Origin of the sequence: Micromonospora sp. A3M-1-15 (assembly GCF_024213425.1) — a bacterium.
GTDB classification, from domain to species: Bacteria; Actinomycetota; Actinomycetes; order Mycobacteriales; family Micromonosporaceae; genus Micromonospora; species Micromonospora chersina.
In genome coordinates this window covers 278,897-304,898 of record NZ_JANAVK010000006.1, presented here as the reverse complement: position 1 = coordinate 304,898, position 26,002 = coordinate 278,897, and the positions used below count along the sequence as shown (strand labels likewise).

Genomic DNA, 26,002 nt, shown 5'->3' with positions numbered 1-26,002 from the left:
CTCCCACCGGGCCGGCCCTGCCACGTGGGCCGGCCGCCGGGTCGGTGTCAGCTAACGACGACCAGGTTGGCCATGTCGACCACCGGCCGGTAGCCGAGGTTGGCGTAGATCCGGTTCGAGGTCGGGTTGGCCTGGTCGGTGAAGAGGCACACCCGGGCGCCCTCGGCCCGCAGCAGCCGGGAGACCTCCGCGACGGCGTTGCTGGCCCAGCCGCGCCCGCGCTGCTCGGGCGGGGTGTAGACCGGGCCGATGCGGGCGACGCCGAACGACGGCGGGTTGGCGGCGGTGAGGTGCACCCGCCGACCGGCCTCGTCGGTCCAGAACCACACCCGCCCGCCCCGGATCCGGCGCAGCAGCTCGGCCCGGTCGGGGGTCTCGTGCGCGCTGACGCCGCGCGGGCGGCCCGCCTGCTCGTCGGCGTCGGCCATGAACGCGTCGAACCACTCGGCGGCCAGGTCGACGTCGTCCTCGGTGGCGACCGCCAGCGCGCCGGGCACCCGCGCCGGCGGCACCAGCTCGCCGAGCTCGTGCAGCCGGGTGTGCTGGGCGACCTCGACCCGGCCGCCGCCGAGCCGGGTCACCTCGGCGGCGCACCGCCGGACCGCGGGCAGCGCGCCGTTGACGGCGCGTACCTCCTCCCCGCGCTCGTGCCACAACCGGGCCAGCGCCACGGCCGCCTCGTCGGGCATCGGCAGCAGGAACGGCGGGCGCGGCGCGAAGGGCGCCGCCCGCATCCCGGCGCCCACGACCGCGCCGGACGCGTCGCGGACCACCAGCCACCAGTCGTCCACGGGCGGCGGGACCCCGTCGGCGCGCCGGGCCAGCATCCGGTGCGCCACGGTGGCCACGACCGTGCCGACCACCGGGTTCGCCGCCAGGTGGTCATCGGCGGCGGCGAGGAACTCGCCCGGATCGGTGCAGAAGTGCAGGGTCGGTGCGTCGCTCATGCGCCGCACGGTAGCCCGCCGCCGCGCTGCGGCCGTACCGGATTTCCGGCGCCGACCGCGGTGTCAGCCGGCGGCCAGCTCGGCGAACCAGCGCCGGCCGGCCGGGTGGAGTTCGCGAACCACGAGGCCGGCCGTCGCGGCGGGCTCGTGCACGGCCCGGGTGTCCAGCCGCGCCCAGCCGAAACTCGGTCCCCGGCGCCGCCCGGACACCACGCGCGCCCGACCCTGCCAGGTGCCGCTGCCGGGCGGGTCCAGCTCGACGAGGACCGTGCCGTCCGGGCGGACCAGCTCCCGGCACCGGCGCAGCAGCCGCGCCGGGTCACCGCCGATGCCGATGTTGCCGTCCAGCAGCACGACGTGCCGCCACCGGCCCTCGGCGGGCAGCCGGTCGAAGAGGTCGGCCTGGACCGCGACGGCGCCCCGGGCCCGGGTCAGCGCCACCGCCCGGGCCGAGACGTCGACCCCCACGGTGGTCAGCCCGGCCCGGGCCAGCGCCACGGTGAGCCGGCCCGGCCCGCAACCCAGGTCCAGCGTCGGGCCGGCGCAGCGGGACACCACGGCGGCGGTCGCCGGCTCGGCCGGCCCGTGCCACCGCTCCACCGGCAGCCGGCGGCGGGTCCCGTCGGCCTGCACCAGCCAGTGCGCGTCGGCGTCCCGGTGGCGCAGCGCGGTGCCGAAGCCGTCGGCGGTCACCGCCGGCCCCCGATCGGCCGGGCCGGCCGCAGGGCGGCCGCCTCCCGGGCCCGCCGCGCGACGGCGACCTCCCCGGCCCGCAGGGCGGCGATCTCCGCGGCCCCCAGGGCGGCGACCTCCGCGGCCCGCAGGGCGGCGACCTCCCGGGCGAACCGGCCGGTGGGGGCCAGGTCGGTCACCGCGAGCGCGTCGGTCCAGTCGTCCACGTCGCGCAGCACCGGAAGCGTCCCGATCCGCAGGCCGCGGCCGGCCAGCGCGGCCCGGGTGCGCCGCCCGGTGTCGGGGGTGGACATGGGCACCCCGCGCAGCGCCGCCGCCTGCCGGGGGTCGCGCAGCCCCAGCGCCCACCAGCCGCCGTCCTCGGCCGGGCCGAGCACCGCGTCGGTCGCCGGCGCGCCGAGCCGGCGTACGGCGGCGGCCAGCACCGCCGTGGTGAGCTGCGGGGTGTCCATGCCGATCTGGAGCACCGGCCGCCCCGGGTACGCGGCGGCCACGTCGGCGTGCGCGTGCGCGAGCCGGTCGGCGAAGTCGTCGCCGCGCTGCGCCAGCACCGGCCAGCCGGCGACCGCGGCGGCCAGGTCCGCCCCGTCCTCGGCGTCGGCGAACCGTCCGGCCAGCGCCAGCACCGGGACGACGCCCGGGGTGGCGGCGGCGGCGTCGAGGGTGTCGCGCAGCGCGGCGGCGGCGATCCGGGCCGCCTGCGCGGGCTCGGCGGGCGGGCAGAGCCGGGTCTTGACCGCCCCGGCCACGGGCGCCTTGGCCACCACGAGCAGGACGGTCACCGCGGGCCCTCCACGGTGCGCAACACCGCCAGGAAGTCCCGGGTGGCGCGGACCGTGCCGCGGACCGAGCCGGAGACCTTGGACCGGGTCCCGGCCGCGCGGGGCGCGTAGCGGACGTCCCGCTCGTGGATCCGCCAGCCCGCCGCGGCGGCCCGGATCATCAGTTCGAGGGGGTAGCCGAAGGCCCGGTCGGTGACCCCGAGCGCCAGCAGGGCGTCCCGCCGGGCCACCCGGATCGGGCTGAGGTCCCGCAGCGGCACCCCCCGCTGCCGCAGCAGCGCGGCGACCAGCGCCGTGCCGGCCCGGGCGTGCCACGGCCAGACCCCGGCGGACACCGGCCGGCGCCGGCCCACCGCCAGGTCGGCGGCGCCGGACGCCACCGGGGCGACCAGGGCGGGCAGCTCGCCCGGGTCGAAGGAGCCGTCGGCGTCGAGCACGCACACCAGCTCGGTCTCGGCGTGTTCGAGGCCGGTGTGCACGGCCGCCCCGTAGCCGCGGCGGGGTTCCCGCACCACCCGCGCGCCGTGCCGGGCGGCCACCTCCGGCGAGCCGTCCCGGGAGCCGTTGTCCACCACGATCGCCCGGTAGCCGGGCGGCAGCGCGGTCAGCACGCCGGGCAGGGCGGCGGCCTCGTCCAGGCACGGCAGCACCACGTCGATCTGTGTCGGCATGCCGCCGACGCTAGGCCGATCGGCGCCCCGCGAGGTCCCGATCGTGCTTACGGAACCCTTACCGAGCAGGCATTTCTTACCATCCGGTGACGTGACCGCGGTTCCGCCCGTCCGGTGCCCCGGCGGGCCGTACCGTCCGGTCGTCATGAGACCCGCAGCCACCCTGCCCCGCGTCCCCGGCCCGCGGCGGGCCGCCCCCGGGCACCGCGGCGACCTGATCGCGCTGGCCGTCGAGGCGGTGCTGCTCGTCGCCGCGGTCGCCGTCGGGCTGGTGCTCAACCGGCGCGGCGCGGGCCTGCACGCCGACGCCGCACCGCTCTACGCCACCTGGCGGCCGCACGCCGGCTGGGGCACCCCGCTCGCCGTGCTGGTCGCCGTGGTCGTGCTCGGGCCCGGCCTGCGCTGGGCGCGGACCGCCCGCTGGGCCGCGCTGCTGGCCGCCGGTTGGCTGGCCGCGGTGGCCTGGACGCTGTCGCTGGCCCTGGTGGACGGCTGGTCGGCCGGCCTGACCCGGCGGCTCACCCCGCAGGCGGAGTACCTGCACGAGGTGCCGGGCGTCGCCGACATCCCCCGGATGCTGGCCGGCTTCACCGACCGGATCCTCGACTTCCAGCCCGACTCGTGGTCCACCCACACGGCCGGGCACCCGCCGGGCGCGCTGCTGGTCTTCGTCTGGCTGGACCGGATCGGCCTGGGCGGCGGCACCGCCGCGGCGCTCTGCTGCGTGCTGGTCGGCGCGACCGCCGCGGTCACGGTGCCGGTCACCCTGCGCGCGCTGGGCGCCGCCGAGGCGGCCCGCGCGGTGCTGCCGTTCCTGGTGCTGCTGCCCGGCGCGGTCTGGCTGGGCGCCTCCGGCGACGCCGTCTTCACCGGCGTGGTCGCCGCCGGGCTGGCCCTGCTGGCGGTACGCGGGACGGTCGCGGCGCTGGCCGGCGGGGTGCTGCTCGGCTTCGCGCTGCACCTGTCGTACGGGTTCGTGCTGGTCGGCGCGCTCGCGTTGGCCGTGCTGGCGCTGCGCCGCGACCGCCGCCGGGCCGCGCTGCTCGCCGCGACGGCCGGCGTCGCCGCCGTCACGGCGCTCTTCGTCCTGGCCGGTTTCCGCTGGTGGGAGGGGTACGACCGGGTCGTCGAGCGCTACTACCAGGGCTGGGCGGCCGAGCGCCCGTACGCGTACTGGGTCTGGGCGAACCTGGCGGCGCTGCTGCTCTCCGCCGGGCCGGTGCTCGGGCCGGCGCTGCGCCGCGCGGCGCTCGCCGCCCGGGCCGCCTGGGGGTCACCCGATTCCGCGCCCGGCGGGCTGACCGGTGGCCCGGTGCCTGGCCGGCAGGATGTCGGGCTCGGCGGTGCCGTGCGGCTCGGCCGGCGGTGGGTGGCGCGGGTGGCGGCGCTCGGGCCGACCGTGCTGCTGCCGGCCGCCGCCGGCCTGGCGGTGGCCGGCGCGGACCTGTCCGGGATGAGCAAGGCCGAGGTGGAGCGGATCTGGCTGCCGTTCGTGGTCTGGCTCCTGGTCGCCGCGGCGCACCTGCCGCCGCCGACCCGCCGCTGGTGGCTGGCCGCGCAGGCGCTCACCGCCCTGGCGGTCAACCACCTCCTCTTCACGGTCTCCTGACCCCCGCCGTCACGGCGGATCGGCCGGTGGCGCGGACGGCCGCGCCTCCGGTCCAGCCCGGCGAGCAGGGGGACATGCCGCCTGGGACGATGGTCGGGTGAAGATCACCCGACTCCTCAACGCGGAGGACGCGCCGGCCCTGGCCGAGTTGCTCCGCGCCAACCGTGAGTTCCTCGCGCCGTGGGAGCCGATCCGGAGCGAGGACTACTTCACGGCGGACGGCCAGCACGCCGTCATCGAAGCCGATCTCCAGCAGTACGAGCAGGGTTCGAAGCTGCCCCACGTCATCCTCGACGACTCCGGTCGCGTGATCGGCCGCATCACGCTCAGCGGCATCGTGCGCGGGCCGTTCCAGTCGTGCGCCATGGGCTACTGGGTGAGCGGCAGCCACAACGGCCGAGGGTTCGCAACCAGGGCGGTGCGCGAGATCGTGCGGGTGGCCTTCGAGGAGTTGGGGCTGCACCGGGTGCAGGCAGAGACCCTGCTGCACAACGTCGGATCGCAGCGGGTGCTGGAACGCAACGGGTTCGTGCGGTTCGGCACGGCGCCGGAATACCTCAACATCGCCGGCCGATGGCAGGATCACGCCATGTTCCAGGTGGTGAAGCCGTCATCGCCAACCGCCTGAGGTCCATCGCCCACCGCAGCGCCTGAAGCCGTGCCCTGCGCTCACGAGCCCCGGGATCCACGGCCCGCACTGCGGCGATCATGAAGCTGGCGGCGACAGGTCAGGCCGACCCCGCCCACCGACCCGAGTCGGGTCGGGTCAGGCGGGCAGGGCGGCGGGCTCGCGGAGGGGGTCGGTGGCGAAGGCGGTGACGCCCTCGGTGAAGGCGACCCGGGCGGTGTAGCCGAGCAGGTCGCGGGCCCGGGTCGGGTCGGCCACCACGTGCCGGACGTCGGCCGCCCGCGCCCCGCCGACCACCTCCGGCTCGGGGCCGCCCATCGCCCGGGCCAGGGCGGCCGCCAGGTCGCCGACGGTGTGCGGCTCGCCGGAGCAGACGTTCACCGGAACCAGCCCGTCCGGGGCGGGCGCGCTGAGCGCCAGCAGGTTGGCCCGGGCCACGTCGGTGACGTGCACGAAGTCCCGGCGCTGCCGGCCGTCCTCGTACACCCGGGGCGGCCGGCCGTCGGCGAGCGCCGAGCGGAACAGCGAGGCGACCCCGGCGTACGGGGTGTCGCGCGGCATCCGGGGACCGTAGACGTTGTGGTAGCGCAGCGCCCACACCCCGCCCCCGGTCTGCCGGGCCCAGGCCGCGGCGTAGTGCTCCTGGGCGAGTTTGCTGGCCGCGTAGGTGCTGCGCGGCTCCAGCGGGGCGTCCTCGGGGACCAGGGCCGGGTCGAGGGTGCCGCCGCAGGCCGGGCAGGTCGGGTCGTACCGGCCGGCGGCGAGGTCGGCGGGCCGGCGCGGGGCGGGGCGCATCACGCTGTGCCGGGCGCAGGTGTAGCGCCCCTCCCCGTAGACCACCATCGAGCTGGCCAGCACCAGCCGGGACACGCCGGCCCGGTGCATGGCGGCGAGCAGCACCGCCGTGCCGTGGTCGTTGTGGCCGGCGTAGTCCGGGGCGTCGGACGGGTCCAGCCCGTGCCCCACCATGGCCGCCTGGTGGCAGACCGCGTCCACCCCGGACAGCAGCCGGTCCAGCAGCTCGGCGTCGCGGACGTCGCCGACCACCGGGTCGTGCGGCCGGGACCACTCCGGCAGCGCGCCGCCGTGCGCCTGCGGCAGCAGCGCGTCCAGGCAGACCGGCTCGTGGCCCTCGGCCGCCAGCAGGTCGGCGATCTGCGATCCGATGAAGCCGGCCGCGCCGGTGACCAGTACCCGCATGCGGCCAGGCTAGGGCACCGCCTGGCCCGGTTCGGGCGGTTCGCGGTGGACGTCAGCGGTCTGTAAGAGACGGCGGCGGTAAGGGTTCGGTAATGCGGCAAACCGGTCCGGTGGGCGGGCGCGGCGTCTAGCGTCCTGCTGAAGACCCCGGCAGCGACCGCGCGGACCAGGAGGAGAAGACGTGCCCGCCAGCCCGCCCCCACCGGACGACACGCCGTCGGCCGCCCCGGCGGCGCTGTGGCGCGGGCTGGCCCGGCACCGCCCGCCCGGGGTCGACGCCGCCGACCGGGCCTGGCGCAGCCCGGTCCGCGGACCCTGGCTCACCTCGGTGCTCGGCGCCGTGCTGCTGGCCACCCTGCCCCTGGTGATCGTCACCGGGCTGCTCGACTGGATCGCCTACGGGCCCCGCCTCGACCAGGCGTTCCCCCGGGACGTGGGCTGGCTGCACCCGCCCGTCTTCGACTGGCCGACCCGGCCCGCCTGGCTGTTCCGCCTCACCCAGGGGCTGCACGTGACGCTCGGGATCGTGCTGGTGCCGGTGGTGCTGGGCAAGCTCTGGTCGGTGGTGCCCAAGCTCTTCGACTGGCCGCCGGCCCGCTCGGCCGCCCAGTTGCTGGAGCGGCTGTCACTGCTGCTGCTGGTCGGCGGGATCCTCTTCCAGACGATCACCGGGCTGCTGAACATCCAGTACGCGTACCTGTTCGGCTTCGACTTCTACACCGCGCACTGGTACGGCGCCTGGATCTTCACGGCCGCGCTTGTCACCCACGTGGCGATCAAGCTGCCCCGGATGGTCACCGCGCTGCGCGGGCCCGGCTTCGCGCGTACCCCGGTGGAGCGGACCCGGCCGGAGCCGGCGGATCCCGACGGCCTGGTGGCGCGGCGGCCCGGGCCCGCGACGATGAGCCGGCGCGGGGTGCTGGCCCTGGTCGGCGGCGGGGCGCTGCTGCTGGCGGCGCTGACCGTCGGGCAGAGCGTCGACGCGCTGCGCCGCACCGCGCTGCTCCTGCCGCGCGGCCGGCGCGTCGACGACGGGCCGACCGGCTTCCCGGTCAACCGCAGCGTCGCCGCGGCCGGCGTGACCCCGGAGCAGACCGGGCCCGGCTGGCGGCTCACCCTGCGCTCCGGGAACCGCACGCTCACCCTGGACCGGGCCCGGCTGCTCGCCCTGGCGCAACACACGGCCGTCCTGCCGATCGCCTGCGTCGAGGGCTGGTCCACGTCCCAGACCTGGACCGGCGTCCGGCTGCGCGACCTCGCCGCCCTGGTCGGGGCGGCCGGTCCGGTCACCGCGCGGGTGCGGTCGCTGGAGCGCGCCGGCCTGTTCCGCGAGGCCGTCCTGCACGGCGGCCAGGTGACCGACCCGGACGCGCTGCTCGCCCTGCGGGTCAACGGCGTCGACCTGAGCCCCGACCACGGCTACCCGGCGCGGATCATCGTGCCGGCGCTGCCCGGGGTGCACTGCACGAAGTGGGTGGCGGAGATCGTGTTCGATGGCTGAGCTCCGGCGGGCCTACGGCGCCGCGCCCTGGCACCTCCTGCTCCTGGGCGGCTGCTTCGCGGTCACCGGCTGGATCGCGCTGCGGCTGGCTGGCGAGGCGTCGGCCGGCCGGATGCTGCTCTGGTTCCTCGGTGCGGTGATCGCGCACGACCTGGTGCTCTTCCCGGTGTACGCGTCGCTCGACCGGGTGCTGCGCCGCGCCCTGGGGCGGGGCGTTGCCCCGTCGCCGCTGAACCACGTCCGGGTCCCGGCGCTCGGCGCCGGCCTGCTGTTCCTGGTCTACCTGCCCGGGATCCTCGGCCTCGGCGACGGCACCTATCTGGCGGCGACCGGCCTGGCGCCCCGGACCATGCTCGGCCGGTGGCTGGCGGTCAGCGGGGCGCTGTTCGCCGGGAGCGCGCTGCTCTACGCCGTCCGCCGGCTGGCGCGGAGGGGCCGCTAGGGGTCACGGGGCGATGCGCAGCTTGCGGATGTGGGCGTCGTCGTAGTCCTCGAACCGGAAGCGGAGCCCGGCGAACGGGCTGCCGGGGAAGTCGCCGCTGATGGTGGCGGTCACCACCGTGCCGGCCGGGCCGTCCTCGACGTCGGTGATCTCGTACGAGACCAGCGGGGTGTCGCGGCGCCATTCGCGGATCGCCCGGATGCCCCGGTAGCTCTTCCCCTCGTCCTCGACGACGGCGTCGTCGGCGAAGAGGGCGAAGTAGGCCTCCCGGTCCGGCTGGCCGGCGAGCGCGAAGTAGCGGCGGATCATGTCGGGTGCGGTGTTCACGGTGCGGGCTCCTTGCCGGTCGTGGCGGTCGTCCTGATCCTGCCCGGCGGGTGCGACGAACACGCCCGGTTCGCGCGTTCCGGGGTCAGGAGCCCGGGCCGACCAGCAGCGCGGCCACGGTGGCCGTGGTGGCCAGGACGGCGAGCGCGGCGCTGGTGGCCACGAACCGGCCCAGCGGCACGGCCACCCCGGCGGCCCGGCACCGCTCGTACCAGATCAGCGTCGCCAGCGAGGCCCACGGGGTGGCGAGCGGGCCGACGTTGGTGCCGATCAGCAGTGCCAGCAACTGGGTGTGGTTACCGGTGGCGATGACCGCCTCGCCGGCCAGGTAGGCGGGCAGGTTGTTGACCACGTTGGCGAAGAGCGCGCCGGCGCCGCCGGCCCGCAGCGCGCCCTTCGCGCCCGGGTCTGCGCCGATCAGCGTGCCCAGCACGGTGTCCAGGCCGTGCCGGCCGATGGTCTGGACCACCAGGAACAGCCCGATCACGAAGACCAGCAGCCGCCACGGGACGAGGGCGAGCCGCAGGCTGCCCCGGGCGCGCACCGCGAACCCGGCGACCAGGATCGCGGCGGCCACCCCGGAGGCGACGCCGATCTCGACCCCGGCCAGGATCCCGGCGACGAAGAGCAGGCAGGCGGCGAGCGCGGTGCGGTAGAGCGCCCGGTCCGGCGGCACGTGCGGCGGCGGCGGGACGAACGGGTCGGCGCCGGCGCGGGCCGGCCGCCAGTACCACCACCACAGCAGCAGCATGGTGATCACGATGGCCACGAGCTGCGGCCACCACATCCGGGCCGCCCACGGCACCGGCTCCAGGTCGATCCGGTCGCTGGCCAGGATGTTGGTCAGGTTGGACACCGGCAGCAGCAGGCTCGCCGTGTTGGCCAGCCAGACCGTGGTCATGGCCAGCGGGGTCGGCGGCACGCCCAGCTTGCGGGCCAGGGCGATCATCACCGGGGTGAGCAGGACGGCCGTGGTGTCCAGGTTGAGCGCGATCGTGGTCACGGAGGCGAACCCGACGCAGAGCCAGAACAGCGCCCGGTAGCTGCCCCGGGCGGTGATCGCCACCCGGGCGGCGAGCGCGTCGAAGACCCCGGCCACCGCGGTCAGCTCGGCCAGCACCACCACCGTGCCGATGAAGATCAGGATGGGCACGATCCGGCGTACGGTGGCCTCGGCGTCGGCGCGGGGGAGCAGTCCGGTGAGGACGCAGAGGACGCCCACCACGGCCAGCCCCAGCGCGATCCAGTCCAGGACGTGCAGTCGGCCCCAGCGGCTCCGGTCCGGTGCGGCGGACGGCGGCTCGCCCACGGTCTCCACGAGGGATGATCCTCGCACACCCGCGCCCGCCCGGACCGGCCTGACGCGACCGGCGCAGCGGCTGCCGAGGGTGTCCACAGATTGACCGTCGGTGGCCATAATGATCGGGTGGCTGTAGGCGCGCACCCGACCCGGTCCGACCGCCCCATCGACTTCTTCATCAGCTACTCGCCGGCCGACGAGCGCTGGGCGACCTGGCTGGCGTGGGAGTTCGAGGCGGCGGGTTACCGCACCCTGCTCCAGGCGTGGGACTTCGTGGCCGGCACCAACTTCATCGACTTCATGGACCGCGGGGTCCGCGAGGCCGAGGTGGTGGTGGCGGTCCTGTCCGAACGCTACCTGCACTCCACGTACGGCAAGCTGGAATGGCAGGCCGCGTTGCGCGCCGACCCGGACGGCACGGGCAACAAGCTGGTCACCGTGCGGGTCGAGGACTGCCCCATCGACGGTTTGCTCGCCACCATCACCTACGTCGACCTGGTCGGGGTGAGCGATCCGGCGCAGGCGCGGGGGCGGGTGCTCGACCGGATCCGGCAGACGCTCGACGGCCGCGCCAAACCCATGCGGCAGCCGGCCTTCCCGCACCATCCCGCCGACCCGCCCGGGGTGCTCGCCGCGCCCGCCACCGGTGCGCCGGCCCCGCGCCGCGCCCGGCGTACCCCCATCAACCCGCCGCCGTTCCCGCCGGCGGCGGCCGTGCCCACGGCGCGCGGCGCCCTGAGCGTGCTCCAGGTGGCCGGGCCGCGCTTCGGCCGCGGGGTGATCGAGCCGGGTGCCCCGGTCACCCCGGGTGAGCTGCAGGAACACCTGATGGGCGACCTCACGCTGCTGATGAACGACGGGGTGCCCCGGCCCGACCTGCTCGTGGTGGCCGGCAACCTCACCGAGTCGGGCAGCCCCCGGGAGTTCTCCGACGCGCTGAGCTTCCTCACCGGGCTGCGGGTGCTGCTCGGCCTGGAGCCGCACCGCCTGGTCGTCGTGCCCGGCCCGCGCGACGTCACCATGGCCGCGAGCCGGGCCTACTTCGCCACCTGCGAGGCCGACGACGTCGACCCGCAGCCGCCGTACTGGCCGAAGTGGCGGCACTACGCGCGCCTGTTCGACGAGCTCTACCAGGGCCTCGAGGACCGGATCTTCGACAGCGAGCAGCCGTGGACCCTCTTCCCGGTGCCGGATCTGCGGGTGGTGGTCGCCGGGCTGAACTCCACCGTCGCGATCACCCACCGCGAGGAGGACCGGTACGGCTTCCTCGGCGAGGCGCAGTCCACCTGGTTCGCCCAGCGGCTGCGCCACTACCAGCAGTCCGGCTGGCTGCGGCTGGGCGCGATGGCGCACGCCCCCGGCCCGCGCACCCCGTACGCCGACGAGGTGGCCGTGCCCGACCGGGCGTCCCTGCGCGACCGCGGCTCGTTCAACCGGCTGGTCGGCCCGATGCTCAACCTGCTGCTCGCCGACGCCGCGCCCGGCGCCCGGGTCGACCCGGTGGTGCCGCTGGCCACCGCCTCCCGCGACGGCCGCGCCCAGGTGCTCCGGCTCGACGCCGGCGGGATGACCCGCTGGGTGCTCGGCCGCGACGACCGCCACGAGGTGGGTGAGCCGACCAGCCTGAGCTGGCCGCGCGCCGAGGCGACGTTCGGCGCGGCCGGCCCGGCCCAGGTGCCCGACCCTCGGCGGCCCGCCGTGGTGGAGGGGCCCACCCAGGGCGAGGCAACCGACCCGCCGGCCGCCGCGCCGGCCGTGGCCCCGCCCGCCCCGCTGGAGCGCCTGCTGGACCGGTTGGCCGAGGTCTGCGAGGCGCGCCACGACCGGGTGCTGCTCCGCCGGGTCGAGGCCGACCCGCCGCACCTCTACGTCACCTATCGGGCGGACGGGGTGGTCCGGCAGCAGCGGGTCGGGGCGTACGTGGGCACCCCGACCCCGGCCGACGTCGACCACTTCGCCCGGCGGGTGCACGCCACCGACCCGGACATCCCGTCGGAGCTGGTCTACGACGGCGACCGGGTGCCGCGCGGGCTGGCCGAGGCGGCGCAGCGGCGCGGCGTGCGGCTGCTGCACCTGACCGAGTTCCAGGGCCTGCTCGACCTGCGCGAATATGTGGCCGCGCAGACCGCCCGGCTGCAGGCCGACCGGCTCTACCCGCCCGGCCAGTACGTGCCGCAGCGCTACCGGCACCTGGTCGGCGCCGACCAGCGGGTCCGCGAGGACGTGGTGGACGAGCTGCTGGAGCTGATCTCCGCGCCGGACGGCCGGTTCGTGCTGGTGCTCGGCGACTTCGGCCGGGGCAAGACCTTCGCGCTGCGCGAGGTGGCCCGCCGGCTGCCCACGGCCGCCCCGGACCTCATCCCGATCCTGGTGGAGCTGCGCGCGCTGGACAAGGCGCACTCGGTCGACGGCCTCGTCGCCGCACACCTGGCCAACCACGGCGAGCAGGTGATCGACCTCAAGGCGTTCCGCTACATGCTCCGGCAGGGGCGGATCGTGCTGCTCTTCGACGGTTTCGACGAGCTGGTCGCCCGGGTGACCTACGACCGGGCCGCCGACCACCTGGAGACCCTGCTCCAGGCGGCCGAGGGCCACGCGAAGATCGTGGTGAGCAGCCGGACCCAGCACTTCAAGACCAACTCGCAGGTGCTGACCGCGCTGGGGGAGCGGGTGGGCCTGCTGCCGCACCGCCGGGTGCTGGCCATCGAGGACTTCACCCCCGGCCAGATCGAGACCTTCCTGCGCAACCGCTACGACGGGGACGAGCGGGCCGCCCGCGAGCGGCTCGACCTGCTGGCCGGGGTGAAGGACCTGCTCGGCCTGTCCCGCAACCCGCGGATGCTCGGCTTCATCGCCAACCTCGACGAGGGGCGGCTGGCCGCGGTGGCCGGGGCCGGTGGCACGTTCAGCGCCGCGGCGCTCTACCGGGAGATCCTGGAGTCCTGGCTGGACTTCGAGGAGCGGCGCACCCAGGGGATCCCGGGCGCGCCGGTGAGCCTGCGCCGGCCCGAGCTGTGGCACGCGGTGAGCCGGCTGGCCTTCCAGCTCTGGGAGAGCGGCGAGTCCTACCTGCGGCTGGCCGAGCTGGCCGAGGCCGCCGGCCAGCTCGCCGGGCTGGCCGACTCCCGGCTGTCCGGGCCGCAGGCGATCCACGCGGTGGGCGCCGGCAGCCTGCTGGTCCGCACCGACGACGGGCTGTTCGGGTTCATCCACACCTCGGTGATGGAGTGGCTGGTCGCCGAGGGGATCGCCGCGCAGCTCAACCGGGGCGAGGAGCCGACCGCGCTGGCGGTCCGCCCGCTGTCCGCGCTGACCGTGGAGTTCCTCGGCGACCTCGCCGACCCGGCCCGGTGCACCGCCTGGACCGCCCGGGTGCTGGGTGACGAGACGGCCGGGGAGACGGTCCGGGCCAACGCGCTGCGGCTCAGCGCCCGGCTGCGGCTGCCCGACCGGGCCGACCTGCGCGGCGCGGTGCTGCGCGGCGAGGACCTGTCGCACCGGGAACTCGCCGGGGCGGACCTGACGGGTGCCGACCTGACCGACACCCGCCTGGTCGCCACCAATCTCACCGAGGCACGGCTGGAGCACGCCCGGCTGCGCGGCGCCCGCCTGGACCAGGCCCGCCTCGCCGGGGCGGACCTGCGTGACGCCGAGCTGGCCGGCGCCCGGCTGTTCCGCGCCGACCTGCGCGGCGCCCGGATCACCGGCAGCCGGTGGCACCGGACCGCGCTGATCGACGTGAGCGCCGACGCGGCGCTGCTGCGCGCGCCGGAGCTGCGCGGCGCCGTGGTCGCCCCGGGCCGTCCGGTCGCGCCGGGCCTGGCCCCGCCCGCCGTGGGCGTGGCGTACGGCTTCGAGGTGGGCCGGCTGCCGGTGCCGGTGGCGTACAGCCCGGACGGGGCGGTGCTCGCGGTGGGCAGCGACGACGGTGGTGTGCTCATCTGCGACACCGCGGCCGGGTTGCCGGTCCGCACCCTGCAGGGTCACCGGGGCCGGGTCTACGCGGTCCGGTTCGACGCCGCCTCGCACCAGCTGGTGACCGGGGCGGCGGACCTCACCGTACGGCTGTGGGACGCCGACCACGGCGACGTGCGGCACGTCATCGAGGACGTCTTCGCCGGCTGGGTGTGGCCGCTGCTCACCGACGGCGAGCGGGGGCGGCTCGTGGTGGGCGACGCGGCCGGCGTGGTCCGGCTCTACGACACCCGCACGGCCCGGCTGCGGCACGAGTGGCCCGGCCACGCCGCGCCCATCTGGGGCACCTCGTTCAGCCCGGACGGCCGGCGGGTCGTGGTGGTCGACAGCGCCGGCGTGGTCCGGGGCTGGGACATCCCCTCCGGCCGGCTCGCCTTCGAGGTGCGCGAGCCGGAGGTGGTCTACCGGGTGGTGCACAGCCCGGACGGCCGCCTGCTGGCCGCGGTCGGCCAGCACGGCCGGGTCTGGATCCGCCGGGCCACCGACGGCGAGCTGCTGCGCCAGCCGCGCGGGCACGAGGCCGACGTGTACGCCCTCGACATCCACCCCGACGGCACGCTCATGGCGACCGGCGACACGCACGGCGCGCTGCGGCTCTGGGAGGTGGAGACCGGCCGCCCGGTGCGGGTGCTCGGCCGGCAGCGCGGCGCCATCTACAGCGTCCGGTTCAACCGCGACGGCAGCCTGCTCGCCACGGCCGCCAGCGACGGCGCGATCCAGCTCTGGGACACCGCCGACGGCCAGCCGCGGCACGAGCTGACCCGGCACCGCGGCTCGGTCTGGCCGGTGGTCTGGCGGCCCGACCAGGCCCAGGTGGCGACAAGCAGCAACGACGGCACCACCCGCCTGTGGGACGTGCGCACCGGGCAGCTCCAGCACACCCTGCGCGGCCACGGCCGGCGGGTCACCGCGCTGTCCTTCCGGGACGACGGGGAGGTCCTCGCGGCCTGCGGCAACGACGGTGTGGTGCGGCTCTGGGAGCCGCGCACCGGCCGGCTGGTCCGGCAGCTCGCAAGCCCGGCCGACCGGCTGCTGTCGGCCGTCTTCTGCCCGGGCGAGTCGCTGGTCGCCGCGCCGAGCGGCGACGGCGGCGTGCACCTGTGGAACACCGACACCGGCGTCGACGAGCGGGAGCTCAACGTGGACACCGACCACGTGTGGGCGACCGCGTTCAGCCCCGACGGCGACGCCCTCGCCACCGCGAACGACGACGACACCGTGCGGCTGTGGTACCGGCGTACCGGCCGGCACTTCGCCACGCTCACCCCGCACCGGGGCCGGGTGCGCGCCATGGCGTTCAGCCCGGACGGCGAGACCATCGCCACCGGCTGCGACGACCAGCTCGTCCGGCTCTGGGACGCGGCCACCGCGACCTGCCGGCTCACCCTCGAACACCACACCGACCGGGTGTACGCGGTGTCCTTCAACACCGACGGGACGCTGCTCGCCAGCGCCAGCAACGACGGCGTGGCCGTGGTCTGGGACGCGCTCACCGGCGAGCGGCGCACGGTGCTCACCGAGCACACCGGCCGGCTCTGGTCGTGCGCGTTCAGCCCCAACGGCAACCTGCTCGCCACGGCCGGCGACGACCTCGTCATCCGCCTCTGGGACCCGGGGACCGGCCGGCTGCACGGCACCCTGGCGGCACACACCCGGCGGGTCTGGTCGGTGGCGTTCAGCCCCGACAGCAGCCTGCTGGCCAGCGCCGGCGACGACGGCACCGTACGGCTGTGGGACGTCGCCGACCCGGAGCACGCCCAGCTGCGGACCACCCTGATCGGCCTGCCCGACGGCTGGGCGGCGGTGAGCCCGGACGGCCGGTACAAGCTGGACGGTGACCCGGGCGGCCAGTTCTGGCACGTCATCGGCACCTGCCGGTTCGAGGTGGGTGAGCTGGACCCGTACCTGACCCAGGTGCGGCGGCTGGCCGTGGACGCCCCGTTCTGACCCGGCCCGCCGCCGTGGGGGCCCGGCCGCCCGTGCGGAGCGGCCTTCATCAGCGTCGGCGCCCGGCGTTTTGTTACACGGCTCGCCGGGGTCCGGCCGTGCCGGTGTGCCGATCTGGCTGACCGCTCAGTCCGATCAGGACTCCCGGCGTAGTGACGTCGACCGATCAGTCTGACGCTCTGTCACGATCTCGACACAGAAGTTGTGGGTCTCCTCCGCGATCGATGTGCTGGCGCGGGACCAGCGCCGTCGGTGACGGCCATCGAGGAAGAGGTGGCTCATGGTGGCTCTACGGCGGCTGCTCGCCGGACTGACCGCGGCGGTGGTGACCGCCGCGCTCGCCCTGGCGTGGACGGCGGCGCCGGCCCACGCGGACGAGGCGTGGGAAAGCGCGCTCAAGACCCTCATGTCGAGGACCGCCACCTGGGCGGAGGGCGGCCTGTCGCGGGTCGGCCTGCTCGGCCAGCCGCTGCCGCTGCTCGGCGTCAGCCCGGGCGCCCTGGTGGACACCGACAAGCTCGCCCGGAAGGCGTCCGACGCCCTCGCCGGCGGCCTGACCAAGGACGATGTGGACCTCGGCGGCGGCACCCGGCTGACCAGCGCGGTCACCACCAGCGGCGGCGACCACCTGCTCGACGTGGTGGTCACCGCCAAGCGGCAGGTCACCGCCAGGGACCTGGCGGTCGGCGGGGTGACCGTGGCCCAGGCGGTCGACGTCACCGGCTGGGCAACCCTGCACCTGCGGGCCCGGCACACCGCCGCGGGGGAGACCTACCTGGTCCGCGACGGGGACGCCCCGCGCCTCGACATCGACGCCGCGGCGACGCTCCGCGCCGACCTGGACCAGGCCACCGCCTCGGTCGGCATCCTCGGCGTCACGCTCACGGCCGGCAGCACCCTCACCGCCCGCACCCACGTGAAGGCCACCGTCACCGACCCGAACGGCGACGGCCGGCTCGCCTTCGACACCGGCGCCGGCGCCGGGACCGGTGAGCTCGGCGCGGCCGGCTCCCTGGCCGGGCTGGTCCAGGTCGCCCTGGACAACGCCGGCGGCGGCCGGATCTCCGACACCGAGAGCGAGCCGGGCCCCGGCTCCGTGCACGGCCAGGTCAACCTCGGCGCGGCAACCGCCGGCGCCCCCTTCGACCTGCCCGCCGTCGCCGCCACCGTCAAGGTCGACTGGAACGACGTCAGCGTGGGCAGCCCGACCGTCACCACCACCGGGCTCGACGAGACCATCGCCAAGTTCCGCAACATGAGCCCCCTGGACCTGGCCTCCGGGCTGGCCCAGCTCGCCACCCTGCTGAGCGGGGTGCAGCAGAGCGGGCCGGCCGGCAACCTGAGCCTGCCCTTCCTGCGCGGCACCTTCGCCGACGCGGTCAAGGTCAACGAGAAGCTCGCCGGGTTCCTCAAGAAGTACGTGCACCCCAAGCCGGACGACCCGGAGTTCAACCCGGCCACCGACGACCCGGCCAAGGCCGGCCAGCCGAAGTTCAGCTCCATCCAGGAGCTGGTCAAGCTGCTCGCCGCCGAAGGGCTGCCGGTCGACAACCTCTCCTTCGCCGGCGAGAAGCTGGTCTTCCGGGTGAAGCTGGAGCGCGAGTCCACCGTGGCCGTGCCGCTGGACCCGGGCGCCGCCTCGGTCTCCGGCCGCGGCGCGACCTTCACGGCCAAGGGCTTCAGCGTCGACGGGAACCGGTTCACCCCCGGTGAGCTGGTCGGCCAGCGGGTGGTCGCCGGCACCTCGGCCGGCACCATCGCGGCGAACACCGCCACCACGGTCACCCTCCAGGAGAACTGGATCGGCGGCCAGCCCGACCCGGACAGCGTCTGGGTGATCAGCGGCTCCAGCCCGAACATCGGCGCGGTCGAGCTGGCCGGCGCGCTCACCGAGCCGGCCGGCGGGGACAAGAAGGTCGGCCTCCGGGCGGCCAACGCCCAGGCCACCTTCGCCACCGTGAAGCCGCGCTACAGCGCCGCCGTCACGCTCGTGCTCGACCTGCGCGACGACCTCGGCAGCCCGGCCGCCAACGCGGACCGGGTGCTGCTGCGCACCGACCCGGCCACGCCGCTGTTCGCGGCGGATTTCCCGATCGCCACCGGGGTCGACTTCTTCGCCACCGCCGGCTTCCTCAAGGTCAAGCTCGGCGGCAACCTCGCCGTCGGGCCGGCCGCGGCCGGGCAGCGGATGCTCCAGGTCAGCTTCAAGCAGGCGCAGGACGTCAGCCTCGGCGAGCTGTTCCGCCGGTTGCAGACCGAGCCGGGCAACCTGCTCGCCGTCTCCTCCTCCGTGAAGACCACCGGGCGGGTCACGGTCAGCGTCCCGGGCGCCACCGGCGCCCTCGGCGACGGCGTCGGCGTGGACGTCAGCTGGAAGGCCGGCGAGCAGCCGGTGGTGGACACCAGCAGCCTCGACGGCATCTTCGCCGTCGACTTCAACCCGGACGACCCGAAGGCCCTGTTCGCCGTCGTGATCGAGGCGCTGCGGCTGGTCAACGCCGCGCTCACCCAGCCGGGCGGCGGCAGCGGGCCGTTGAACACCGAGATCCCGCTGCTCGGCCGCTCGGCCCGGGAGCTGCTCGGCGCCGACGAGAGCGGCGTCGGCAAGGGCGTGACGTTCACCGCCGACGGGGCCAACTTCATGCTCAAGGACGGCAACCGCAGCGGCGACGCGGCCTTCGACCCGCGGCTGGCCGGCCGGACCGTCGTGATCGGCAGCAAGGCGTACCGGGTGTTGGACCGGGTGGACGGCCAGACCCTGCGGGTCGACGCGGCCGGCACGCCCAAGCCGGAGGACGGCACGGCGTACGCGCTGCGCCCCGAGCTGGCCGACGCGCTGGACAAGCTCCTCGCCGCGCCCCCGGACACCCTCCAGGACGCCCTCGACCAGCTCAACAAGGCGATCGGGGCGGACAGCGGGATCCAGTTCACCCTGGACGAGCGGGCCGGTGGCCCGTACCTGCGGGTCGGGCTGGACTGGAAGCGCAACGTCCGCACCGCCGGGCCGCTCGCCTTCGCCTGGGACGGCGCCCGGGACCTGGTCAGCCTGGACAGCTCCGGCACCTTCGCCCTGGACGTGGACGCCCAGGCCAAGCTGGGCCTGCTGCTGCCGCTGAAGCTCAACGCCGCGCCCCTGCTGGACAAGAGCTCCTCGGCCAAGGTCACCGTCAAGGGCGGGGTGAACGACGCGGCGCTGGCCGCGCGGGTCGGCCCGCTCGCGCTCGACCTCGGCAAGGACCCCGACTTCGCCACCGTCAAGGCCGACCTCAGCGTGGGCCTGGGCGGGCTCGCCGCCGACGGGCCGGTCACCGACCTGCTCGGCCTGACGCCGACGTTCACCACCGCCGGCGTGGACTGTGGCGGCGGGGTCGGCGGCGCGACCACCCCGCTCTGCGCCCGGGCGCCGCTGTTCGTCAACAACTGCGAACCCGCCGACGCCACCAACCTGCTCACCTTCACCATGGGGCTGGACCTGGCGCCGCACGCGCAGACCCCGGACCTCACCTCCTGCTTCGCCAACCTCTCGCTGAAGCTGACCGACTTCAACGTCGGCATCGACGGCTACCTGGCCAAGGTGGAGGAGGCGCTCCGACTGGCCAGCTTCGACGGCAAGCTGCCACTGGTCGGCGACGACCTGCAACAGGGCCAGCGCTTCGTGGCCCAACTGCGGGAGGACGTCAAGGCGGCGATCGGCCCGGTGCTGGCCAACGCCACGCTGGACAGCGCCGGCATGCAGACCGCCCTCAACGACGTGCTGGCCGACCTCGACCCGGGCGTGAGCGCGGTGGTCGGCTGCCGCACCGGGGTGGCCACCCCGTGCCAGCCGGAGGACTTCCAGTCCATCCGGATCAAGCTGACCGCCTCGCGCGGCGCCCCGTCGGCCGCGGACGGCTGCAAGAACGCGAGCGACAGCGACACGTGCCTCGGCGTCAACGTGCCGCTCGACCTGGGCATCCCCGGCCTGTCGCTGAAGGCGAAGAAGGGCGCCCCCGACGGCATCCAGGCCAAGCTGGGCTGGAAGCTGCACCTGGACCTGGTGCTCGACCGGGACGAGGGCTTCTACGTCCCCACCCACGACGGGGACACCGCGCCCGAGGTGCAGATCGGCGCCAACTTCGACATGACCGGCGACCTGGCCGCCCAGCTCGCCTTCATCCAGGTGAAGGCGACCAAGCAGGGCACGGCGCCGCTGGTGCGGGCGTACTTCGGGGTGGACCTGAAGGGCGCGGCGGGGGAGAAGAGCTGCTTCGACCCGGGGGTGGCCGCGGACTGCGCCGCCGACCCGGACGCCAAGCTCACCCTGGCCGAGTTCGCCGACCTGGGCTCGCTGCTCGCCACCGATCTCACCGCGCAGGTGAACATCGACTGGAAGCTGGCGGCGGCGGTGAACACCGGTGACGAGGTCGGCTCCGCGCTGCCCGGCGTCAGCGCCCGCTTCGGCCTCAAGTGGGGCCTGGAGCACAAGCAGGGCGGGCTGAGCCCGACCGGCGGCGGGGTCACCACCCCGCTCCAGGTGACGTTCACCGACATCGCGCTGGATGCCGGCGCCTTCTTCAGCAAGATCCTCAAGCCGGTGGTGGACAAGCTCAAGGCGGTCACCGGCCCGCTCCAGCCCGTCATCGACACCCTGTACGCGCCGATCCCGGTGCTGTCGGACCTGTCGAAGGCCACCGGCGGACCGGACATCACCCTGGTCTGGCTGGCCAAGACGTTCAGCACCCTGACCGGCGGGCCGAAGCTCGACTTCGTCGACACCGTCCGCGCCGTGGTCACCTTCGTGAACCGGATACCGGACTGCGACGAGGGTGACGGCTGCTCGATCCCGCTCGGCCAGTTCCTGGTCGACCCGGCCAGGGCGCTCACCACCGAGGCGTCGCCCGCGTCCGCGGAGAGCCTCATCAAGCGGGACGACCCGTTCACCAAGGCGAAGACCGCCGCCGAGGTGAAGACGGCCGTGGACACCGCCGCCGGGAACGACGGGGAGAAGCTCTTCGCCCCGGGCTCCGACGGGAAGTCCAACGCCCAGAAGACCGGCTTCAGCTTCCCCATCTTCGACAACCCGGGCTCGCTGTTCGGGCTGCTCATGGGGCAGGACGTCGAGCTGGTCAGCTTCGACTCCGGGCCGCTGTCGCTCGGGTTCAGCTGGCGGCAGTCCTTCGGCCCGGTGTACGCGCCGCCGCCGGTGCTGGTCACCCTCTCCGGCAGCGCCTCGGTGACCGCCCGGTTCATCGCCGGCCTGGACACCGCCGGCATCCGGCACGCCGTGGAGGCCGCCACCGACGGCACCGACCTCGACGCGATCAGCCTCCTCGACGGCCTCTACTTCAAGACCACCGACAGCAGCGGCAAGCCCGTCCCGGTGGTGACCCTGCGCGGTGAGATCGCCGCGGGGGCCGAGGTCAGCGTCCTCATCGTCAAGGCGGGCATCCAGGGCGGCATCCGGCTGACCGTCGGGTTCAGCTGGAACGACCCGAACAACGACGGGAAGTTCCGCACCAGCGAGTTCCTCCAGGCGCTGCTGGTGAACCCGGTCTGCCTGTTCACCACCAGCGGGCAGCTGTCGGTGTTCCTCAAGGTCTACATCACCATCGACCTGTTCCTGTTCTCCAAGACCTTCGACTTCACCCTTGTCGACGCCACCCTGCTGGACTTCCGCGCGCAACCCGACTGCACACCGAAGCCACCCGAGCTGGGCGGCACGACCGGGGACACCCTGGTGGTCTTCGCCGGCAGGTTCGGCAAGAAGGAGCAGCGCGGGGACAAGGCGTGGGACAACGGCGCCGGCACCTACGCCGGTGACGTGGTGAAGGTGTACGCGGTGCACTTCGCCGACACCGACCCCGACTTCGACGGCTTCGCGGTCGAGGCGCTGGGGCGCAAGCAGGAGTTCCTCGACCCGAACCTGACCCGGGTGGTCGTCGACGGGCGGGGCTACCAGGTCGCCGACGCGGACAAGGTCTCCCTGTCGGTGCTGCTGCTCGGCGACGGTGACACGAGTGGCGACGGCACGAAGACCTCCGCGTTCGACAAGGCGGCCGTGGTCCTGGGCTCCGACGGCCGGGACCAGATCCGCACGGGCACCGGCCCGGCCTGGGTGGACGGGCGCGGCGGCGACGACGTGATCGTCACCGCCGAGGCGGCCGGCCAGGTCAGCCGGGTGGCCGGCGGCGCCGGCAAGGACACCGTCACCACCGGCGACGGCAACGACGTGGTGGCCGGTGACGGCGACCTCGGCGCGGTCGACCGCGCCGGCGCCACGACCGTGCACACCTCGGTCGGGGACAAGAGTCTCGACGGCCTGGTCGACTGGACCAAGCTGAAGGACCCGACCGAGGAGACCGGCGGCGCGGACGACCACGTCACCGTCGGGCACGGCGCCAGCACCGTCTACGGCAACGGCGGCGACGACGTGGTCGGCGTGGTCCTCGACGACCGGCCGAACGGGAAGAACCTCCTGGTCGGCGGCCCCGGTGCGGACATCCTCAACGGCGGCAAGGGCGACGACACCATCCACACCGCCGGCAGCGCCGTCCCGGCCGACCCGGACGCCGCCGGCAGCGGCGACGCCGGGCTGACCAACAAGGTCGACACCGGCGCCGGCCAGGACACCGTGCACGGCAGCGCCGGCACCGACCTGGTGGTGTCCCACTCGGCCAACGGGCAGACCGGTCACCTGTACGGCTACGGCGGCGACGACGTGCTGGTCGGCGGCTACGGCACCGACGAGCTGTTCGGCGGCCCGGACGAGGACTACGTGATCGCCGAGCCGTCCACCGTCGGCGACCCGGACGGCACCGACGGCTACGGCCCGGCCCGCCAGGTCGTCCACCAGCCGCTGCCGGCCGGCACCGAGTCGCAGACCAAGCTGCTCGTCGGCGGCCTGGGCAGCGACCACGTGGTCGGCGGCGACGGCGGGGCGACGGTCTTCGGCGACAAGCGGCTGACCGCCGAGACCTGCGCCGACGCCAGCCTCGCCGGCGACCAGCCGGCCCCCACCGACCAGGGCTCGGCCGACCTCATCCTCGGCGGCGCCGGGGTCGAGGTGGTCACCGCCGGCAGCGGGAACGACCGGGCCGACCTCGGCGCCGGCGACGACCGGGCCTGCGGCCAGCTCGGCGACGACACCCTGCACCTGGGCGGCGGCGCCGACCGGGCCTGGGGCGGTCCGGGCGTCGACCAGCTGCACGGCGACGACGGGATCGACCTGCTCTTCGGCAACACCGGCGACGACGGCCTGTACGGCGGCACCGGCGTGGACACCGCCGAGGGCAACGAGGGTGGCGACCAGGTCCTCGGCGGCCCGGACGACGACGTGCTCTACGGCGGCGGACGGGTGGCCGGCGTGGCCGACGGCCGGGACTTCGTCTACGGCGAGGACGGCGTGGACCGCATCGTCGGGGACAACGGCACCCCGCGCATCGGCGACGTCGGGCCGTACCCGCTGGATCTGGCCGGGGACGTGGCGGGCGCCGGCGCCGGGGACGTGATCTCCGGCGGGCCGCAGGGCGACATCGCGTACGGCGGGCTCGGCGACGACCGGGTCGACGGCGACGGCGGGGACGACCAGCTGGAGGGCAACAACGGCGCCGACCTGGTCCACGGTGGCCTCGGGAAGGACGAGATCGTCGGCGGCTCCGCACAGGAGCCCGCCGCCGGCACCGGCCGCCCGGACGCCGGTGACCAGCTCTTCGGTGACGGCGACGCCGACCTGATCGCCGGGGACAACGCCCGGTTCACGCCGGCCACTGCCGACGCGACCCGGGTCACCCAGGCCCGGACCGTGCCGTCGCGCAAGGTCACCCTGCTCGACCTCGGGTTCACCCCGGCGGCCGGCACCAGCGGCGGTGACCTGATCTCCGGTGGCGACGCCGACGACGTCATCTTCGGCCAGGGCGGCCCGGACCGGGTGCACGCCGACGCGGGCGCGGACTTCGCCGAGGGCGGCCCCGGCTCCGACTGGGTCGAGGGCGACGCCGGCGACGACGACCTGGTCGGCGGCTCCAGCACCGCGTACGACGGGACCGGGGCGGCCACGACGGGCCAGCCGGACACCGCGGACGCCGTCTTCGGCGGACCCGGCTCCGACGCGGTCATCGGGGACAACGGCGCCGTGCTCCGCCCGCTGCCCGGCGAGCAGCCCACGGCCGTGACGGTCCGGCTCGGGGCGGACGGCACCGCGTTCGGCCCGCGGATCGTGGTGCTGCTGGACCGGGCGGCGGTCAGCCCCAACCGGTTCGGCGCGGACCGGATCAGCGGCGGCGACGGCGTCGACACCCTCTGGGGTCAGGACGGCGACGACGCCCTGACCGGCGACGGAAACGGTGACTACCTGGAGGGCAACGGCGGCGCGGACACGCTGCGCGGCGACAGCGCCCTCGGCGCGGCGGGCCGGACCACGGTCTCCGCGCTGCCCGACCCGGGCTGGCCGGGTGACCCGGCGGCCCCGGCCGACCTGGTCGGCGCCGGCGCGCCGGCCGGGCAGGACGACCTGATCGGCGGCAGCGCGGCCGCCGGGTTCCGGGACACCGGGGACGTGGTCGAGGGCAACGGCGCCGACGACGTGCTCCTCGGCGACAACGGCTCGCTGCTGCGCACGGTGACCACTGTCGACGGCAAGGCGGCCGAGCGGGTCTACACCGAGCGTTACCCGACCGGCGCGGTGCCGGCCGACGCCACGGTGGCCCGGACGCACGACCCGGCGCTGCCCGGCCCGTCCACCCGGTTCTGCACCACCGCCCAGTCCACCTGCGAGCCGGCCGGCGCCTACGGCAACGACCAGCTCTACGGGGACGCCGGCAACGACGGGGCGTGGGGTCAGGACGGCGACGACCAGATCCGGGGCGGCGCCGGCGACGACGACCTCTTCGGTGAGCTGGGCGCGGACAGCCTGTACGGCGAGGACGGCCGGGACGCCATCCTCGGCGACCGGGGCGGCGTGGTGAACCAGTACCTGAACGCCGACGACGTGGCGGCGCTGGGCTTCACGGCGACGCTCTCCTCGGTGCCGCAGGAGACGTTCACCGGGTTCCGGGCCGGCGGCTACGACCGCCGGGTGGACCTGCTGCACGACACCGACGGGGACGCCTGGATCGGCAGCGCCACCTCGGCGCCCATGCCGTACGCCGGGCTGACCGCCGGGGCGGGCGACCTCATCCGGGGTGGGGCCGGCGCGGACAACATCCACGGCGGCTTCGGCGACGACGTGGCCAACGGCGACAGCGGCGGCGACGAGGTGTTCGGCGACGAGGGCTCGGACGTGCTCTGGGGCGGCAAGGGCTGCGACCCGGCGCTCGACGCGGCCAACCCGCAGTGCCTGGTGAACGGCGTGTTCAGCGCCGCCGCCCGGGGCGACCAGGACCAGTACGTCGACCACCTGTTCGGCGGCGCCGGGGCCACCAGCGGCCCGGCGGTCACCGCGGTGCTCGGATCCGACCTGTTGGACTTCCGGCCGCGCGGCTCCTACCCGGACAACTGCGCGGCGGGGGCCTGGCCGGTGGACCTGGCGGCCGGCACGGTCGACCCGTGCCGCTGGTTCGAGGCGACCAACCTGGACAACGCCACGGACGCCGACAACCAGCACCACCACGGCACCGACTGGATCTACGGCGGCTGGGACCGGGACGTGCTCCAGGGCGACGTGACGCAGAACGGGCCGAACAACGGTGACCGGCTGTTCGACTGGAACGGCGCGTACAACCTGTTCACCCACTGCAACGCGGCGTACGGCGGGTTCAACGACGTCCGCCAGCACAGCCCGGCCATGCAGGACTTCCTGACCCGGCTGGCCTGGGCGAACGGCGCCGGTCGCAGCGCGAGCGACGTGACCACGGCGGGCACGTCGGCCTTCCTGGAGCTGTCCTACGTGTACCCGCGGGACAACCCCGACCAGGGGGCCGGGGCGGCGTTCCCGAGCACCCCGGGGCACTTCGACACACCGTCCTGCACCGACTGAGCGAGGCGTCCGGGGCCCGGCTCTCCGC

At 75.4% G+C, this 26,002-nt stretch carries 13 protein-coding genes; 6 read left to right on the top strand and 7 right to left on the bottom strand.

Annotation, left to right across the window (positions count from 1 at the left end; all coding sequences use genetic code 11):
* Positions 1 to 47 precede the first annotated feature (47 nt).
* The 4 genes from NLX85_RS27670 to NLX85_RS27655 form a co-directional block, all read right to left on the bottom strand.
* Positions 48 to 947 (bottom strand): GNAT family N-acetyltransferase, encoded by a 900-nt coding sequence (locus NLX85_RS27670; RefSeq protein WP_254340016.1) that lies wholly within the window; start codon positions 945 to 947, stop codon positions 48 to 50.
* Positions 948 to 1,010: 63 nt separating this feature from the next.
* On the bottom strand, positions 1,011 to 1,640 hold the full coding sequence (locus tag NLX85_RS27665) for a class I SAM-dependent methyltransferase (RefSeq protein WP_254340015.1): 630 nt from the start codon (positions 1,638 to 1,640) through the stop codon (positions 1,011 to 1,013).
* Entirely contained in the window at positions 1,637 to 2,422 is a 786-nt protein-coding gene (locus NLX85_RS27660; RefSeq protein WP_254340011.1) for a DUF2064 domain-containing protein, read from the bottom strand. Before NLX85_RS27660 ends, NLX85_RS27665 begins: the two co-directional genes overlap by 4 nt.
* The gene (locus tag NLX85_RS27655; RefSeq protein ID WP_254340009.1) at positions 2,419 to 3,093 is read right to left on the bottom strand and encodes a glycosyltransferase family 2 protein; all 675 of its coding nucleotides are present in this window, start codon (positions 3,091 to 3,093) and stop codon (positions 2,419 to 2,421) included. Before NLX85_RS27655 ends, NLX85_RS27660 begins: the two co-directional genes overlap by 4 nt.
* A gap of 145 nt (positions 3,094 to 3,238) precedes the next feature.
* Between NLX85_RS27655 and NLX85_RS27650 the strand changes: the two genes are divergently transcribed.
* Positions 3,239 to 4,702 (top strand): hypothetical protein, encoded by a 1,464-nt coding sequence (locus NLX85_RS27650; RefSeq protein ID WP_254340005.1) that lies wholly within the window; start codon positions 3,239 to 3,241, stop codon positions 4,700 to 4,702.
* 97 nt (positions 4,703 to 4,799) lie between these two features.
* A complete protein-coding gene (locus NLX85_RS27645; protein WP_254340003.1) occupies positions 4,800 to 5,330 on the top strand; it encodes a GNAT family N-acetyltransferase in 531 nt (176 codons plus the stop codon).
* Positions 5,331 to 5,468: 138 nt separating this feature from the next.
* Here NLX85_RS27645 and NLX85_RS27640 read toward each other — a convergent pair whose 3' ends face one another.
* The gene (locus NLX85_RS27640) at positions 5,469 to 6,530 is read right to left on the bottom strand and encodes an NAD-dependent epimerase/dehydratase family protein (RefSeq protein ID WP_254340001.1); all 1,062 of its coding nucleotides are present in this window, start codon (positions 6,528 to 6,530) and stop codon (positions 5,469 to 5,471) included.
* Positions 6,531 to 6,711: 181 nt separating this feature from the next.
* On the opposite strand from NLX85_RS27640, the gene NLX85_RS27635 reads away from it, so the two are divergent.
* On the top strand, positions 6,712 to 8,031 hold the full coding sequence (locus tag NLX85_RS27635; protein ID WP_254339999.1) for a molybdopterin-dependent oxidoreductase: 1,320 nt from the start codon (positions 6,712 to 6,714) through the stop codon (positions 8,029 to 8,031).
* Positions 8,024 to 8,473 (top strand): hypothetical protein, encoded by a 450-nt coding sequence (locus tag NLX85_RS27630; protein WP_254339997.1) that lies wholly within the window; start codon positions 8,024 to 8,026, stop codon positions 8,471 to 8,473. Before NLX85_RS27635 ends, NLX85_RS27630 begins: the two co-directional genes overlap by 8 nt.
* Positions 8,474 to 8,476: 3 nt before the next feature.
* On the opposite strand, the gene NLX85_RS27625 is transcribed toward NLX85_RS27630, so the two are convergent.
* Together NLX85_RS27625 and NLX85_RS27620 are read right to left on the bottom strand one after the other, a co-directional pair.
* Positions 8,477 to 8,800: a nuclear transport factor 2 family protein gene (locus NLX85_RS27625; RefSeq protein ID WP_212835500.1), complete on the bottom strand. Its 324-nt coding sequence runs from the start codon at positions 8,798 to 8,800 to the stop codon at positions 8,477 to 8,479.
* Between the two features lie 85 nt (positions 8,801 to 8,885).
* Positions 8,886 to 10,118 carry an SLC13 family permease gene (locus tag NLX85_RS27620; protein WP_254339995.1) on the bottom strand — a complete coding sequence of 411 codons (1,233 nt, stop codon included), beginning with the start codon at positions 10,116 to 10,118 and terminating at the stop codon, positions 8,886 to 8,888.
* A 108-nt stretch (positions 10,119 to 10,226) separates the two neighbouring features.
* Here NLX85_RS27620 and NLX85_RS27615 point away from each other — a divergent pair, with 108 nt between their 5' ends.
* Both NLX85_RS27615 and NLX85_RS27610 read left to right on the top strand, forming a co-directional pair.
* Complete coding sequence (locus NLX85_RS27615; protein ID WP_254339994.1) at positions 10,227 to 16,022, top strand: TIR domain-containing protein; 5,796 nt, start codon at positions 10,227 to 10,229, stop codon at positions 16,020 to 16,022.
* Between the two features lie 280 nt (positions 16,023 to 16,302).
* Positions 16,303 to 25,974, top strand: coding sequence for a hypothetical protein (locus NLX85_RS27610; protein ID WP_254339992.1), 9,672 nt, complete (start codon positions 16,303 to 16,305; stop codon positions 25,972 to 25,974).
* Positions 25,975 to 26,002: the final 28 nt, after the last annotated feature.